We start from the raw sequence: 16,740 nt of genomic DNA on the forward strand, positions 1-16,740 counted from the left end.
CTCGCAATTGCGAGCCTTTTTGTTATCTAAAGTTCAGGTACCTAATTAACCACAGTTTAGATTAATTAATATGGGTAACTTATATGCTGAAAAAAGCGCACAGATAAATCTTGGCGTTGCTTATTAATTGCTAACTCCTCACATAAGCCATGTATGGCTTTTTCAACTTGATTCATAAAACGACCATAGCCAATTTCATGTTTATTATGCTCAGCTGCCACAATGACAAAATGCAGTGTTTCGACTAATTTATCGGCTTCAAAAAATACTTTTATTTGCGGGGTTGAGTCTTCTATATCAAAACTTATTTTTTGTAGCTCTTCATTTCCTTCATTTCTATCGACTTGGCTGTTGCGTATTATTGGCATTGCGCCATTAGCAACCATTGCAGCGTGGGTGAGTTTATTGTCTTCACATAACTGGGTAAATAGTTTTGAAAAGTGGGTGTAGAACGGCTGATAAGTTTGGCTGTTAATCTCACTTTGAAACTGCGTTTTAATATTACGAGTTATCGGTATCGAAAAAGTGACATAGGTCATTTCTGCGTGTGTGCTTGGTATCTCGCATTGTCTTGATTGATAACGAGGATATAAACTTCTTAATTTATAACCGTAACTTTCTTTATTGCCTTTTTCTTTAGCGAATAAATCATAGGTCAAATGCTGATGATCACGTAATTTAAAGCTTGGTTGCTCTACAAATAATTGCTGTTGTAAAAGATCCAATACTTTTTGTACATTGTTATGAAATTGTGCGGAGTGAGCGCGAATATCATCCCCAGTGGCTAAAAACAATAAGCGAATCTTTTTGCTTTGCTGATCTTCGGTGTAATGAAGTTTATGTGCTTCATGGTAACGAGGATTATAGAAAAACAACATTTGCTTATCGGTTTCAAGTTGATAAGACTCATCATGAAATCGCACGACCGGCAGTTTATCATTGGCGAGTAAATGCACATTGTGAAGTTCATATTCATCACAAGCGGCAAATAGTTGGCGAGCAATACGCTGATAACACGCATTAATATTACTAAAGCTCTTATAAAACTCATCGTTTGGCGTGATTTCAGCTAATAAATAATGGTTTGCTCTAGCATTGCTTGGGATATAAACACGGTGTTGATTTAATGAAGCCATCTTTCGTTCCTGTAAGTTGGGTTTATTTTTATACTATAGAATGCTTTGATGACTTAAATATTGCGCTAAAACAAATTTTGTTCATAAACTATCCCTTATTAAACAAACTTTGTTAATTACCAGCATAAACCCGTATCTATTACTGTATGTTAGGCTTGGTTTTTGTAATAATGCATTAGTTTTGTTATCACGCAATATACAGAGGTTTATACTCCTATGGCGGAAATCGAGAATCGCCCAAGTAACTTTATTAGAACCCGAATTGATGAAGATTTAGCAAGTGGAAAACATGCCACAACGCATACCCGTTTTCCACCAGAACCAAATGGCTTTTTACATATTGGCCATGCAAAATCAATTTGCCTAAATTTTGGTATCGCCAAAGACTATAACGGTTTATGTAACCTTCGTTTTGACGATACAAACCCAGAAAAAGAAGATATTAACTACGTTAATTCAATTAAAGAAGACGTACAGTGGTTAGGGTTTAATTGGGATGGTGAGATTAAATATTCGTCAAACTATTTTGATGTGCTTTACGGCTATGCAGTTGAGTTAATTGAAAAAGGTTTAGCGTATGTGTGTTTTTTAACTGCCGATCAAGCGCGTGAATACCGTGGCACATTAAAAGAGCCTGGTAAGAATAGCCCTTATCGCGATACCTCGGTTGAAGAAAACCTCGCATTATTTGAAAAGATGCGCAATGGTGAATTCAAAGAGGGCGAATGTGTACTGCGCGCAAAAATTGATATGGCAAGCTCATTTATGGTGCTGCGCGATCCAATTATTTACCGCGTTCGCTTTGCTCATCATCACCAAACTGCTGATAAATGGTGCATTTACCCAATGTACGACTTCACGCATTGTATTTCTGATGCGCTAGAAGGTATAACACATTCATTATGTACCTTAGAATTCCAAGATAACCGTCGTCTTTACGACTGGGTTCTTGATAATATCAGCCTTGAATGCCATCCACAGCAAATTGAATTTTCACGGTTAAACCTTGAATACACAATTATGTCAAAGCGTAAGCTTAATGACTTAGTGGTAAATAACAAGGTAGAAGGGTGGGATGACCCGCGTATGCCAACGATTGCAGGTCTTCGTCGTCGAGGTTATACACCGGCTTCAATTCGTGAGTTTTGTTTACGTATTGGTATTACTAAACAAGAAAATATGGTCGAAATGGGTATGCTTGAAGCGTGTATCCGTGATGATTTAAACGAAAATGCACCGCGTGCTATGGCTGTACTTGATCCGGTTAAAATCGTTATTGAGAATTATGAAGCCGACACTGTTGAAACATTGTCTGTTGCTAATCACCCAAATAAAGAAGAAATGGGTCGTCGTGATGTGCCTTTTACCCGTGAAATTTTTATTGAACGTGAAGATTTCCGCGAAGAAGCAAACAATAAGTTCAAACGTTTAGTACTTGATAAAGAAGTACGCTTACGTGGCGCTTATGTAATAAAAGCAGATCGTGTTGAAAAAGATGATAACGGTGAAATTACCACTATTTACTGCACTTACGATCCTGAAACATTGGGTAAAAACCCAAGCGATGGGCGTAAGGTAAAAGGGGTGATTCATTGGGTGTCAGCACCTGAGTCAGTGACGGCGGAAGTACGTTTATATGACCGTTTATTCAGTGTTCCTAATCCTGCAGCAGCAGAAGATTTTGAAAGCACATTAAACCCAGAGTCGTTAGTTGTTATTAATAATGCAAAACTAGAACCTTCACTGGCAAATTCACAGCCTGCGCAAGGTTTCCAGTTTGAGCGTACTGGTTACTTCTCTCGTGATAGTAAATCTGAGAACGTGGTATTTAACCAAACTGTGGGTCTGCGCGACTCATGGGCTAAAATAGATCAGAAGTAATTCTGTTCTATTTTAGACACAAAAAAACCTGCTTTTAGCAGGTTTTTTTATGCAATTAATAAAAATTAACTGTTGTTTTGTGCAAACGCCTTACATGCGTCTTTATCTTCACACTCACCGTATAGGTAAAGAGAGTGGTTAGTTAGCTTAATACCGTTTTCTTCAGCAATCTCGAGTTGACGACGTTCAATTAAGTCATCTTCAAACTCAACAACCTTGCCACACTTTAAACACACTAAGTGGTCATGGTGAGTACTGCCAGAAAGTTCAAATACAGACTTGCCACCTTCAAAATGATGACGGCTAACAATACCCGCATCATCAAATTGATTTAAAACACGGTAAACAGTCGCAAGACCAATTTCTTCGCCTAGATCTAATAAAACCTTGTAAACATCTTCAGCGCTTATGTGTTGGTTATCTGGAGATTGAAGAATCTCTAAAATTTTAATACGCGGTAAAGTTACCTTTAGCCCGGCTTTTTTAAGTTCCAAGTTATGATCAGTCATTAAATCTGTCTCAATTTTATTTAGTTATACTAGACATCTTGCAAGATGTACTCGTCACAATAACAGTTAGGATAACGTGCCTTTGCAGGAAGTGCAAAGAACAATTGATCTATATCAATATTAACGCGGAAAATGCTAACTGTTTGATAATATTTTAAACAGTTAGCATAAAAAGGGAGGGTTAATCTGCTAACTCACTTAAGCACATTTCATCATATACCTGAGCACACCATTGTTTAACGCGTTGCTCAGTCAATTCAGGCTGGCGGTCTTCATCAATCCCTAAGCCTACAAAGTGCTTGTCATCCGCCATACCTTTTGATGCTTCAAAATCATAGCTGTCTGTTGGCCAATGACCAACAACAATAGCACCACGCTCTGTTACGATATCGTTGATCATACCCATAGCGTCTAAGAAGTATTCTGCATAGTCTTCTTGGTCGCCACAGCCAAAAATAGCCACTAGCTTACCTTCAAAGCTTACTTCTTCAAGCTCAGGAAAAAAGTCATCCCAATCACACTGCGCTTCGCCATAGTACCAAGTTGGAATGCCGAATAAGATCAGATCAAATTCAGCTATCTCTTCTTTAGAGCTTTTTGCAATGTCATGCACAGCAACGAGCTTTTTACCCAATTCTTTTTGGATCATTTTTGCTACGTGTTCTGTGTTACCTGTATCACTTCCGAAAAAAATGCCTACACTTGCCATGGATTTAAACCTTTTATCTATCAATAGCCAATCTTTCTTGTAAAATTGTTTCGATCAACGCACTACGGCTAATATTTTGTGCATCTGCCATATCACTCAAAGCCTGATACAGCTGTGACGAAACTTTAAATTCAACACGCTTTAAGCCACGTGCTTTATCTCTTTTTATTTGATTACGTTTATTGACCTTTAACTGCATATCCCGTGGAAGGGGATTGGTTTTCGGCCTACCTGGACGTTTCTCGTATTCAAATAAATCAAGCGTTGTTCTATCTGTTTCTGACTTGGCCATGCTTAACCTACACCCGCACCTTGCCAAAATACCTGAATAAGTCCTTTGGCAATAAAGCCAGAACAACCTAAAAAAAGTACCAGCCACACAATATAACGACCAAATTTAGGCACATTGCCGCTTTTCAGTACGTCTTTAATTGCCAAGCCGATAAAAATAAAAATACCTGCTAAGCCAAAATACAACCCTAAGGTATCAAATTCGTTAATAAACTGACTGACCATCGACGTATAACCTTTAAATTAAACGGCGCGTACTATAGCACATAAATCTTTAATTATTTAGTGTGATAAATCAAAAACACGCCACAAAAATAACATTAAACTGCAGTTAAAAAATCATTGATTGCTTTGTTTACAGCCTGTGGTTTTTGGGCATGCAACCAATGACCCGCACCATGGATGATTTTTGCACTTACATTTTTAAACAGCGAATTAATTGCTTCACGGTGCTCAGCTAATATGTAGTCAGAGTCATTACCTTTAATAAACAGAGTTTCGCATAAACAAGAATTATTTGCATTAATGTTGTCGGTAATTGTTGAATATTTATTATCAAGCACTGATAAATTGAATCGCCATACAAATTTCCCTGCATCATTTTTATATAAACTCTTCAATAAAAACTGACGTACTCCTAACTCTTCTATATACGGTTGCATTACTAAATCAGCTTGCTTTCTATCACTAATATCGGCATTTTTTACTGCATTTAATGCCTCAATGATTTGGGTATGACGAGCCGGGTAGCTAACTGGGGCGATATCAAGTACCACTAATTTATTGACCAATTCGCTATGGGTTAATGCAACTTGCATTGCCACTTTACCGCCCATGGAATGCCCTACAAGGTGGGCTTTTTGTATTTTCAATTTCGCCATTAATTCCACAATGTCATTGGCCATGGCTAGGTAATCCATTTCATCACTGTGTGGGGAAAGGCCATGGTTACGTAAATCGACATTGGTTACGCAAAAGTGTTCACTTAATGGTTTTGCAATCACATTAAGGTTTTCTAAAGAGCCAAACAGTCCATGGATCAAAACAACATCAGGACCTTGACCAATTTGTTTGTAATTTAATTGCATAAACGTCTCCCATAATTTTGCGCATAGTTTGCCGAGCATTAACTAAAAAAGCAAAAAATACAGATATTATTTAAACGCTGGTTGCAAAATACCTAGCTCTCTGATTATTTGGTCATTATTAATTATATGTTTAGGGTAGCGTGGGTTGTAACTCGCATTTCTAACTGGATTGGGTATAATCATATCGAAAGAAAAATGTGACCCGTAATGACAGGAAGAACATGAAACAAATCGACATAGACGACGAGTTATATCAGTACATTGCTAGCAATACCCAGAGTATTGGTGAAAGTGCATCGACTATTTTACGTCGTTTATTAAATCTCAGCGGCGAAAAAATTCACACTACAAAATCAGACACTGATCATAAAAATGAAACTGTTAGTGTGTCTAATCCATCTGAAGAACAACAAGTTGCTGCCGTTGAACAGCCAGCCTCTGTGGCGAAACCGCCGGTAAATAAAAAGAATGCGAACGTATTTAATATTTTAAATAAAGAAGAGCTGGCAATGCAAAAAGGTGTTGTTGGTCGTTTCTTATTTATATTAAGTGCATTTTACCGAACGCACAAAACTGACTTTTCAGCAGTGCTTGATATCAAAGGCCGCGATCGTGTTTATTTTGCGACCAGTAAAGAAGACTTAGTGAATAGCGGTAGTAGTATGAACCCTAAAAACATCACCGATAGTGAATATTGGGTGATGACTAATTCAAATACTACACGTAAAAAAATGATGCTGCATGAAGTTGCACTTAGCTTGGGCTATAGCAATGAGCAAGCTGAAAAAATTCGTGATTATCTTTAAGGAAATACCATGGCAATTCATTCCGGCGCAGGGAAAACTGCACCACAATCGGTTTTAGTGAATGTACCAAAGTTAGTGTCTGCGTATTATTTAAATGAGCCTGATCTAGAGCAAAACCCTGAGCATTGTGTTGCCTTTGGCACCTCAGGGCACCGTGGTTGTGCGTATGATGTGAAATTTAATGAATCCCACATATTATCAATCACCCAAGCTATTTGTGATTACAGAAAACAAAACGATATATTCGGCCCATTATTTTTGGGTAAAGACACCCACGCATTAAGCGAAGCGGCCTTTAACTCAGCGATAGAAGTGCTGGTTGCTAACGAAGTGCAAGTGATCACCCAAGAAAATGGCGACTTCACACCAACGCCGGTAATTAGCCACGCTATTGTTAGTTATAATAAAAATCACCCAAATGAATTAGCCGATGGTATTGTTGTTACTCCGTCTCATAATCCTCCTGAAGATGGCGGGTTCAAATATAACCCACCTAATGGCGGCCCTGCAGATACAGATGTAACAAAATGGATTGAAGATAGAGCCAATCAGCTTTTAATGGAAGACTTAGTTGAAGTAGAACTGTTTCCATTTGCTAAAGCGTCGCGTTCTGGTTTTATCCGCTATGAAGATTTAATGACACCGTACATTAATGAACTTGAAAACATTGTTAACTTAAAAGCGATTAGTGATGCTGGTATTAAAGTAGGTATTGATCCATTAGGTGGTTCAGGCATCAACTTTTGGCCAGTGATTGCGAAAAAATACAATCTAGATTTAACCGTTGTAAATGACAGTGTTGATCCGCGTTTTGCATTTATGCCACTTGATAAAGATGGCAAAATTCGTATGGATTGCTCATCACCTTATTCAATGGCGAATTTAATTGCCCTTAAAGATGATTTTGATCTATCGATAGGCAATGACCCTGATTATGACCGTCATGGCATAGTAACACCTGATGGATTAATGAATCCAAATCACTTTTTAGCAGTAGCCATTGATTACTTACTAACGCATCGTGACTGGGATGCCAGCGTTGAAATTGGTAAAACCCTCGTTTCTAGCTCAATGATTGATAAAGTCACTGAGCGTAATAAGCGTAAAGTAAAAGAAGTACCTGTTGGTTTTAAATGGTTTGTTGAGGGGTTAAATAAAGGCAAGTTGGCTTTTGGTGGTGAAGAAAGCGCTGGGGCAGCCTTCTTACGTTTTGATGGCACCGTATGGTGTACAGACAAAGATGGCTTTATCATGGGGCTACTTGCTGCTGAAATTCTTGCAGTTACAGGTAAAACACCGTCTACGTTATATAAAGAACTAGAGCAAGAATTTGGTGCACCAATTTATAAACGTTTAGATGCGCCAGCGACGCCTGAGCAAAAATCACGTTTAAAAGCGCTCAGTGCTGACGATGTTAAAGCCGATACCTTAGCCGGTGAGCCAATTATGCAAAAGCTTACTCATGCGCCAGGTAATAATGCAGCAATTGGTGGATTAAAAGTAGTAACTGAAAGTGGCTGGTTTGCTGCTCGTCCGTCAGGTACTGAAGATATATATAAAATATATCTAGAATCATTTAAAGGCGAAGAGCATTTAGCCTTATTAGAAAAAGAAGCTAAAAAACTGGTTGATTCAGTAATTAGCTAATCTGCAATTAAAATTAAAAACGGCTGATTTATTCAGCCGTTTTTGTATCTACAATTTATAAAACAAAAAGGGCTTTATAGTGATGTCAGCCACTTCAGAATATATTAATCAATTAAAACATGATGGTGATTTTTTAACGCTTTCTCGAAACCATGAATGGCATTTGGATGCAGGCCAATTTACTCTTAATAATAATACGCAAGTAACCGTGCATGATACCGGTGTAATTGAATTTGAGCCTGATTGTATAACGTCAAAGAATGTGGTGCTTTCAAGTGCAATTCATGGCAATGAGACAGCCCCTATAGAAATTTGCGATGAACTGATTAAACACATTATTAGTGGAAAACTTGAATTACAACAACGGGTTTTATTTATTTTTGGTAACCCTCAGTCAATTAATATTGGTAAACGCTTTGTAGAAGAGAACTTAAATCGCTTATTTAATGGGCACCACACTGTTGATGGCATCGCGATGAACGACGAACGTATTCGTGCTGCAAAACTTGAACAGTACGTTAGCGATTTTTATGCACGCTCAGAGCAGGACACGTATCGCTGTCATTATGATTTACATACCGCTATTCGTGGTTCTAAAAATGAGAAGTTTGCTGTTTACCCATTTTTACATGGCAAGCCTTGGAAAAAGTCGCAACTGCAGTTTTTATTGAGTTGCGGAGTTAATACGGTATTAATGATGAAATCACCCGCTACCACGTTTAGCTACTATTCATCGTTTGTGCATGGGGCTGATTCGTTTACCGTTGAGCTTGGGCAAGTAAAACCCTTTGGTGAAAACGACATGTCGCGCTTTGCAAAAACTAAGCAAACATTAACTGCATTAATTAGTCAAAAAGAAGTGGAATACCCTAAATTTAATGCAAGTGACTTTGAGTTGTTTTCTGTTCATCGCACAATTAACCGCACAGAGCAAAACTTTAGCTTCCCGTTTTCTGATGATGCCGAGAACTTTACAGGCTTTGCAAAGGGTGAGCTTTTAGCAACTGATGGTGATAATGCAATTTATGCGGACGTAGAAGGGGAAGCGATTATTTTTCCTAACGCACAAGTTGCTATTGGACAACGTGCACTATTAACGGTTGTGCCTATGCAGGTGGATAGTCGTTTTAGCTAATTCAACACATCAGACCACTTGTTATGAAAGTTTAACCAACTGATTAATAAGTGGTTAATTATATGTATAGTTAACTTGCCAGTTTTTTGCTCAATATTTACTTTTGTTTGGTCACAGTTTTGTTGAATAACACTTTACGTTAACGTAAAGTGTTGGCAGCTTTAATTAAATACAGTGCAGATGTTGCAAAGTTTATTCAGCAACAATCACCCATAATAATAATTTAAAGGGGCACTGTGATACCGACAACAAGAGAAGGTAGGTTATGAGTAATCCCAATAACGTATCGCTGAATATTAACCATGAGCTTGAGTTTATCGACGGTCACGCGCTTAATATTCCAACCCTTAGTATTTTAACTGAGGACGGCGACATTCATCCTAGTGCTCCTGCACCTGACATTTCTAAACAAACCGCTATTAAATTATACGAAACCATGCGTTTTATTCGTTTATTGGATGAACGTATGCAGGGTGCTCAACGCCAAGGCCGTGTTAGCTTTTACATGCAGTGTTTAGGTGAAGAAGCGGCGGTAACAGCCTCTGCGGCAGCCCTTGATCAAGATGATATGATTATGGCGCAATACCGTGAGCAAGCGGCGTTGCACTACCGTGGTTTTACGCTTGACCAATTTATGAATCAGATGTTTTCTAACGAACTAGATCTTGGTAAAGGCCGTCAAATGCCGATCCATTACGGTTCTAAAGCACTTAACTACATGACAATTTCATCGCCATTAGGAACTCAAATCCCACAGGCCACCGGTTATGCATACGGTCAAAAAGTAAAACATATCGATGCTAAAACAGGTGAACTAGCAAGCACTATTGATAACGTCACCATTTGTTATTTTGGTGAAGGTGCCGCTTCAGAAGGTGATTTTCACGCAGGTCTTAACATGGCTGCAGTGCACAAGGCACCGGTTATCTTTTTTGCACGTAACAATGGTTATGCTATTTCTACCCCAGCTGATGAACAATTTAAAGGTGATGGTATTGCATCGCGTGGCGTAGGGTATGGTATTAAAACCATACGTGTTGATGGCAGCGATGCACTCGCTGTTTATGCAGCAACTAAAAAAGCCCGAGAAATTGCAGCAACCCAAGGTGAACCTGTACTTATTGAATCGATAGCTTATCGTTTAGGCGCGCACTCAACGTCAGATGATCCTAGTGGCTACCGTTCAAAAGATGAAGAAGCAAACTATAAAGCGTGCCCAATAGAGCGCTTTAGAAAATGGCTAGTAAAACAAAACTGGTTAGATGACGCAGAAGATATAAAAGCGAAAGAAACAATTCGTGATGATATTTTGGCGGCACTTAAACGCGCTGAAGTAATTGATAAACCAGCCTTAGAAGAGCTGATTTCTGATGTGTACGATACACCAATTCCATCTTTACAACGCCAATATGATGAGCTTAAAACACATATAAAAGCTCATCCTGATGCCTACCCAACAACAGCAGGGAGAATTAAGTAATGGCTAAAATGAACATGCTACATGCAATTAATTCTGCTTTAGATATCACTATGAATGAGCACCCTCAAGCGTGTATTTTTGGTGAAGACGTGGGTTATTTTGGCGGTGTTTTTAGAGCAACATCAGGCTTACAAGAAAAATACGGTAAGCACCGAGTATTCAACACGCCGCTTACAGAGCAAGGCATTTTAGGTTTTGCTAACGGATTGGCCGCATTTGGTGCACCAGCGCTTGCTGAGATTCAATTTGCTGATTACATCTTTCCTGCGTTTGATCAAATTGTGAATGAATCTGCTAAGTTTCGCTACCGTAGCGGTAATGAATTTAACGTAGGTAATCTAACAATACGAACACCTTACGGCGGCGGTATTGCTGGTGGTTTGTATCACTCGCAATCGCCAGAAGCATATTTTGCTCATACGCCAGGGTTAAAAATTGTCGTGCCGCGTAATCCTTATCAAGCTAAAGGCTTACTTCGCGCATGTATTAAAGACGATAATCCAGTGCTATTTTTTGAGCCAAAACGTTTATATCGTGCATCTACGGGTGAAGTTCCAGAAGAAGATTACAGCATTGAACTAGGTAAAGCTGAGGTAGTTCAAGAGGGCACTGACGTTACTTTATTGGCGTGGGGCGCACAAATGGAAATCGTAGAAGCAGCCGCTAAACAAGCCAGCGAGCAAGGTATTAGCTGTGAGGTGATTGACCTTCGTAGTATTCTACCGTGGGATGTTGAAACGATTGCTAAGTCAGTGACAAAAACAGGCCGTCTTATTGTTAGTCATGAAGCACCTATTACTAATGGTTTTGGCGCCGAAATTGCGGCAACCATCGCTCAAGAGTGTTTCTTGCATTTAGAGTCACCTATTTTACGTGTCTGTGGTTTAGATACACCATACCCGCTGGCGCTTGAAAAAGAATATGTTCCAGATGCATTGAAAGTAATGGCCGCAATTAAACAATCAGTGAACTTTTAGGGGTTTCCATGGCTAAAGATTTTATATTACCCGACATTGGTGAAGGCATTGTTGAATGCGAAGTAGTCGAATGGCTGGTACAAGAAGGTGATACAGTAAAAGAAGATCAGCCTATTTGTGATGTGATGACAGACAAAGCCTTAGTGCAAATTCCTGCGGTACACGATGGGGTGATCACTAAGCTGCATTGCAAAAAAGGCGATATTGCTAAAGTGCATGCGCCATTATTTGCAATGGATGTTGCCGGGGAAGCACCCAGCGAAAAGACTGAAACATCTTCGGCACCAACATCTACTCGTGAACACTTAGAAGATTTTATCTTACCCGATATTGGTGAAGGTATTGTTGAGTGTGAAATTGTAGAGTGGTTAGTAGCAGAAGGCGATGAGATTGAAGAAGACCAAGCTGTTTGTGATGTAATGACTGATAAAGCGTTGGTACAGATACCGGCTAAATATACCGGTACTGTACAAAAGCTATATTATCAAAAAGGTGAAATTGCCAAAGTACACAGCCCGTTGTTTCAAATGACCATAGCAGGTCAAGCAGCAAAAGAAGATGTTGATGTTAATCAAGCGGTCGTAAAAGCACAAAGCAATGCAACTACCGATTCACCGGCTAAACAATCGCAACCAAAAACTGCAGTAATTAACCAAAAAGCAGTTGCCTCACCTGCGGTTAGACGTAAAGCGCGAGAGCTTGATGTAGATTTAACTTGCGTACCAGGCAGTGGTAAAAATGGTCGTATTTATAAACAAGATATTGAAGCGTTTATAAAAAATGAAGTGCCATCTGGTATGGATACTTCTGAGCTTAACAAACCACAAGCTTCTGAGAGTAAAAAAACCAGCAGTACTGAACATGCAGCGAGCACAGGTGGAACGCGAACAGAAGCGATTAAAGGCATTAAAGCGGCCATGGCAAAACAAATGGTGGCGTCGGTTTCTACTATTCCACACTTTACCTACAGTGATGAAATTGACTTAACTGATTTAATTGCACTTAGAGCTGATCTGAAAGAGCAATATAAAGCACAGGGTGTTAAGTTAACTATGATGCCGTTCTTTATTAAGGCGTTATCGTTGGCAATGAGTCAATTCCCAGTACTTAACTCAAAAGTAAATGATGATTGTAGCGAAATTACTTACTATGACGATCATAATATTGGGATTGCGGTAGATTCTAAAGTGGGCTTATTAGTGCCTAATATTAAAGCTTGTCAAACTAAAAGCATTGTAGAGGTTGCTAACAGTTTAACTCAGCTTACTGATTCTGCTCGCGAAGGGCGAGTTGCACCTGATGATTTAAAAGGTGGCACTATTAGCATTTCTAACATTGGTGCAATTGGCGGCACTATTGCAACGCCAATCATAAATAAGCCAGAAGTCGCGATTGTTGCACTTGGTAAATTACAGCACCTTCCACGCTTTGATCAGCAAGGGCAGGTAGTTTCACGTGCAATTATGCAAGTAAGTTGGTCAGGTGATCACCGTGTAATTGATGGCGGCACTATAGCGCGCTTTAATAATTTATGGAAAGAATACCTAGAACAGCCAGCTAAAATGATGATGGCAATGCGCTAATTCTTTTTGATGATTTATTAAAAAACTATTTAAAAAACCAGCATAAAGCTGGTTTTTTTCTTTAATAAATTTATATTATTAATTAAGATACAAATGTAACCAAATAGGTAACACTGTACGCCCTTTAGGGAATATAAAAAATAACATTAAGGAAATTTTATGGAACATTATATGAATGCACTGCGTAGCTACGCAGATTTTTCAGGACGTAATCGCCGCAAAGCATTTTGGATGTTTATGTTAATTAATTTGATTTTTTCGCTTTTAACAAGTGTTATAGATGGTATTACAAACACAATGTTTGTAAGCACAATATATAGCTTGGCTTTATTGATTCCTCAACTAAGTGCGGGTGCTCGCCGTCTTCACGATACTAATCGTTCAGGTTGGTGGCAATTACTGTGGCTAGTGCCAGTGATTGGCTGGATCATTTTGATTATCTTCCTAGCGCAAGACTCGCAAGAAGGTGAAAACGATCACGGTGCAAACCCTAAAGAAGTTGAACTACACACTGCTTAATTAGGTAACTTGTAAACATTTTAAGCTCAGCCATTGCTGAGCTTTTTTATGTAAAAAATTAAGTTACAAAGTAATACAGTCCATAACCAACCATCAATGCCGGTATGGCGGTATAAATTGTAGCAATAATGGCCGCTCTGGGTGCCATAGCAATAGCAGGGAAAAGCGCATCGCCATCGTTGGAGATGGCGTTCGCAGCTAAAGCACTAAACGGTATCACACCTTGAATGTATAAAGTGGTGACAATGATTTGCGGTCCACAACCGGGTAAGAAGCCAATTAATACTGCAATTAAAGGTGCTAAATAGGCATAATTTACAAACCATGTTTTTAAATCAAGACCAAACACTGTCACTAGTAGTTCAAATAATATAAAGGAGGCAACCACCCACGCAGTTACAAAATGAGTATCTTGCAGTACTTTTGTTATTTTTGAAGGCGAACTGCATACATCATCTTCTGAGGTTACTTCCTTATAGCTTTCACCTTTTGATGATAGCGCCCACATAAATACTACAAACAATGCCATTAATGCGCCAAAAAAACTGACTGCGGTCACTGTGTGCTTGCCAAATTGGCTTAAATCAATATTAAACGCCAGTACAAAAGCAATAAGTAACCCAGGAATAATAGCCATTAACCAAATAGGCTTGCTCAACTTTATTATTTTGGTTGGCAATACAGTCACTGGTTGTGTTTGCTTTTGATTGGTAGGGCATAAATAACCTGTTTTATGCAGTTTATTAACCAGTAAGCCTGTTAGCGTTCCAACGACTAAGCCTATTGCCATTATCGTTAACCCATCAGTAGGGCGGGTAGCTAATAATAAAAATGCCGCATCACCCATAGTGGCCGTTAATACCGCAACAATAGCCCCAAAGCTGGCTTGTCCCTTGGTAAATTGAGTAACCACAATGATTGCACCACCACAGCCTGGCAGCATACCTAAAAAAGCAGCAAAGCTGACCTCTAATACAGGAGACTTAGCATTTAGATAACGAAGCTCTAGTTGGGGTAAATGATCAATCGCGTAGTAGTAAATAAATAGGGTCGCAGCAACAAACACACTGACTTGAAAAAAAGCATCACTAAGTGCAGTGATTGTTATAGTGCGTAAGCTGGGCAGGGCTAAACAAACTAAAATTAACAGTGGTAAAATTAGGCGTTTATTTTGATGAAAAACACGTTTTGCAGCTGGCGAAATAACTCCCAAATGTTCTGTTAAAAACATACAGTACGACCTAATTAATAAACTAGATCGCACTGTACTATTTTATTAAATGATAATCAATATCATTTATGTGGTTGCTTGAGAACGTTTATTTACGTTGAAACTCTGAGTTTTCATTCCAAGTAGGCCATTGAGTTTGCTGTGAAATATCAAAACCTACTTTATAAAATAGTTGTAAATCTTGAACCGCACCTGATAAATCCCACTCATCACGATATCTATCACAAGGCTGGTGGTAACAACCGCGCAATACTAAACTCATACGCTTGCGATAATTAGCCGTTTCTTCGTCAAATGCTTCTGAACCACCACCGGCATACATAGCAGGTACACCCATATTGGCAAAGGCAAAGTGATCTGAGCGGTAGTAACCACCTGAAGATGGTTTAGGGTCGCCCGATACTGTTCTACCTTGCTCTTTAGCAGCCGTTGCTAATAGTTCATCCATTTGCGATTTACCAATACCCACCACACTAATATCTTTTACTTTTCCTAATAGGTTTAAGCTATCCATATTAATATTAGCAACGGTTTTATTTGCTGGAATAACCGGGTTAGCGGCGTAATATTTTGAGCCAAGCAAGCCTTGTTCTTCAGCGGTTACCGCTAAAAAGGTCATTGAGCGGTCAGGGCGTTTACCTAGTTTAGTAAAGGCTTCAGCCACTTCGATCATACCGGCTGTACCTGTCGCATTATCGTGGGCACCATTATAAATTTGATCGCCTTTACGATTTTTATCCGTTCCTAAATGATCCCAATGCGCAGAGTAAATAATATGCTCATCTGGCGTTTTACTACCAGGAAGAGTGGCAATAAAGTTATAAGATACCGATTTTTTGATGGTATTTTTTACATTCACAGTGGCAGCTAAATCGCCCATATCTACATGGTAAGCGCCTTTAGCTGCTTCTGCTTTAGCAGTATCAAAATCAAGACCTGCTTTAGTAAATAGCTCTTTTGCTACATCAACAGTAACCCAACCTTCAACAGCAACACGATCCATGTTGTTATTATCTTTTACAAAACCAAACTGCTCGCCACTCCACGAGTTCTCAACCACTGACCAAGGGTAAGAAGCAGGAGCCGTTTCATGAATGATAATAGCGCCCGCTGCACCTTGACGGCTTGCTTCTTCGTATTTATAAGTCCAGCGCCCGTAATAGGTCATGGCATCACCGGTAAATAAGTTTGGATCTTTAGTTGCAAAACCAGGATCATTTACCAGCATCACGACGGTTTTACCCTTAACATCTAGGCCTTCGTAATCATTCCAATTATATTCAGGTGCGTTAACACCGTAGCCGACAAATACCAGCTCTGAATTTTCAATCCCTTCTTGCGCACTTATACGGCTACTACCCATTACCATGTCTTTTTTGTATTGGTAGTCTTTACCGCCAATATTAAGCACCATGTCAGAGTCTGCTTCTAATGATACAAGCGGGACTTCTTGGAAAAAACTATCACCGTTACCCGGTTCAAAGCCCAATGCAGTAAATTCTTTTGTTAAGTAGTCAAGCGTAAGCTTTTCACCTTCAGATGAAGGAGCACGACCACCAAACTCATCAGAGGCTAACACTTTTACATGCTTAGCAATTTCATCGGCTTGAATGCTGTTATAGCCTTTCGCGACATCGTCAGAAGTGATACTTGTTGTTGCACAACCCGCTAGAATCGCTGTTGTGATTAAGGTCAAAGAAAAATAACGTTTCATATTGGCTCTTTTTTTGTTCTAAGTGACCCTAGTA

16 protein-coding genes are annotated in these 16,740 nt (G+C 39.2%); 8 read left to right on the forward strand and 8 right to left on the reverse strand.

The genetic code is table 11. From position 1 onward, the window contains the following. Positions 1 to 65 precede the first annotated feature (65 nt). Entirely contained in the window at positions 66 to 1,136 is a 1,071-nt protein-coding gene (locus tag CWB77_RS06390) for a DUF3083 family protein (RefSeq protein ID WP_054200998.1), read from the reverse strand. Positions 1,137 to 1,352: 216 nt separating this feature from the next. Here CWB77_RS06390 and glnS point away from each other — a divergent pair, with 216 nt between their 5' ends. Further along, entirely contained in the window at positions 1,353 to 3,017 is a 1,665-nt protein-coding gene (gene glnS, locus CWB77_RS06395) for a glutamine--tRNA ligase (protein WP_138569698.1), read from the forward strand. 65 nt (positions 3,018 to 3,082) lie between these two features. On the opposite strand, the gene fur is transcribed toward glnS, so the two are convergent. The 5 genes from fur to CWB77_RS06420 form a co-directional block, all read right to left on the reverse strand. After that, complete coding sequence (gene fur / locus CWB77_RS06400) at positions 3,083 to 3,526, reverse strand: ferric iron uptake transcriptional regulator (protein WP_010390113.1); 444 nt, start codon at positions 3,524 to 3,526, stop codon at positions 3,083 to 3,085. A gap of 181 nt (positions 3,527 to 3,707) precedes the next feature. Beyond that, positions 3,708 to 4,235, reverse strand: a complete 528-nt coding sequence (fldA, locus tag CWB77_RS06405; protein WP_008113772.1) for a flavodoxin FldA — start codon at positions 4,233 to 4,235, stop codon at positions 3,708 to 3,710. A gap of 13 nt (positions 4,236 to 4,248) precedes the next feature. Continuing rightward, positions 4,249 to 4,527 (reverse strand): LexA regulated protein, encoded by a 279-nt coding sequence (ybfE, locus tag CWB77_RS06410; protein WP_008113775.1) that lies wholly within the window; start codon positions 4,525 to 4,527, stop codon positions 4,249 to 4,251. Between the two features lie 2 nt (positions 4,528 to 4,529). Further along, a complete protein-coding gene (locus CWB77_RS06415) occupies positions 4,530 to 4,751 on the reverse strand; it encodes a DUF2788 domain-containing protein (protein WP_008113777.1) in 222 nt (73 codons plus the stop codon). A 95-nt stretch (positions 4,752 to 4,846) separates the two neighbouring features. Continuing rightward, positions 4,847 to 5,614, reverse strand: a complete 768-nt coding sequence (locus CWB77_RS06420; protein WP_010390111.1) for an alpha/beta fold hydrolase — start codon at positions 5,612 to 5,614, stop codon at positions 4,847 to 4,849. A gap of 221 nt (positions 5,615 to 5,835) precedes the next feature. Between CWB77_RS06420 and seqA the strand changes: the two genes are divergently transcribed. From seqA to CWB77_RS06455, 7 genes are all read left to right on the forward strand, one after another. Further along, on the forward strand, positions 5,836 to 6,420 hold the full coding sequence (gene seqA / locus CWB77_RS06425; RefSeq protein WP_010390110.1) for a replication initiation negative regulator SeqA: 585 nt from the start codon (positions 5,836 to 5,838) through the stop codon (positions 6,418 to 6,420). Positions 6,421 to 6,429: 9 nt separating this feature from the next. Then, on the forward strand, positions 6,430 to 8,067 hold the full coding sequence (gene pgm / locus CWB77_RS06430) for a phosphoglucomutase (alpha-D-glucose-1,6-bisphosphate-dependent) (protein WP_138621922.1): 1,638 nt from the start codon (positions 6,430 to 6,432) through the stop codon (positions 8,065 to 8,067). An 82-nt stretch (positions 8,068 to 8,149) separates the two neighbouring features. Continuing rightward, complete coding sequence (gene astE / locus CWB77_RS06435; RefSeq protein WP_075169178.1) at positions 8,150 to 9,202, forward strand: succinylglutamate desuccinylase; 1,053 nt, start codon at positions 8,150 to 8,152, stop codon at positions 9,200 to 9,202. Positions 9,203 to 9,467: 265 nt separating this feature from the next. Beyond that, positions 9,468 to 10,682, forward strand: coding sequence for a thiamine pyrophosphate-dependent dehydrogenase E1 component subunit alpha (locus CWB77_RS06440; protein ID WP_008466734.1), 1,215 nt, complete (start codon positions 9,468 to 9,470; stop codon positions 10,680 to 10,682). Then, positions 10,682 to 11,659 carry an alpha-ketoacid dehydrogenase subunit beta gene (locus tag CWB77_RS06445; protein WP_010390106.1) on the forward strand — a complete coding sequence of 326 codons (978 nt, stop codon included), beginning with the start codon at positions 10,682 to 10,684 and terminating at the stop codon, positions 11,657 to 11,659. Before CWB77_RS06440 ends, CWB77_RS06445 begins: the two co-directional genes overlap by 1 nt. Before the next feature lie 8 nt (positions 11,660 to 11,667). Continuing rightward, positions 11,668 to 13,242 carry a dihydrolipoyllysine-residue acetyltransferase gene (locus tag CWB77_RS06450; RefSeq protein WP_138621925.1) on the forward strand — a complete coding sequence of 525 codons (1,575 nt, stop codon included), beginning with the start codon at positions 11,668 to 11,670 and terminating at the stop codon, positions 13,240 to 13,242. 159 nt (positions 13,243 to 13,401) lie between these two features. Then, positions 13,402 to 13,761 carry a DUF805 domain-containing protein gene (locus CWB77_RS06455; protein ID WP_010390103.1) on the forward strand — a complete coding sequence of 120 codons (360 nt, stop codon included), beginning with the start codon at positions 13,402 to 13,404 and terminating at the stop codon, positions 13,759 to 13,761. A gap of 58 nt (positions 13,762 to 13,819) precedes the next feature. Here the strand turns inward: CWB77_RS06455 and CWB77_RS06460 are convergent, their stop codons facing one another. Next, positions 13,820 to 14,992 carry a putative manganese transporter gene (locus CWB77_RS06460; protein ID WP_138621927.1) on the reverse strand — a complete coding sequence of 391 codons (1,173 nt, stop codon included), beginning with the start codon at positions 14,990 to 14,992 and terminating at the stop codon, positions 13,820 to 13,822. Between the two features lie 88 nt (positions 14,993 to 15,080). Then, a complete protein-coding gene (locus CWB77_RS06465) occupies positions 15,081 to 16,706 on the reverse strand; it encodes a M28 family metallopeptidase (RefSeq protein ID WP_008113796.1) in 1,626 nt (541 codons plus the stop codon). Positions 16,707 to 16,740 lie beyond the last annotated feature (34 nt).

It is taken from the genome of Pseudoalteromonas sp. S1610, from assembly GCF_005887465.1.
GTDB lineage: Bacteria > Pseudomonadota > Gammaproteobacteria > Enterobacterales > Alteromonadaceae > Pseudoalteromonas > Pseudoalteromonas undina.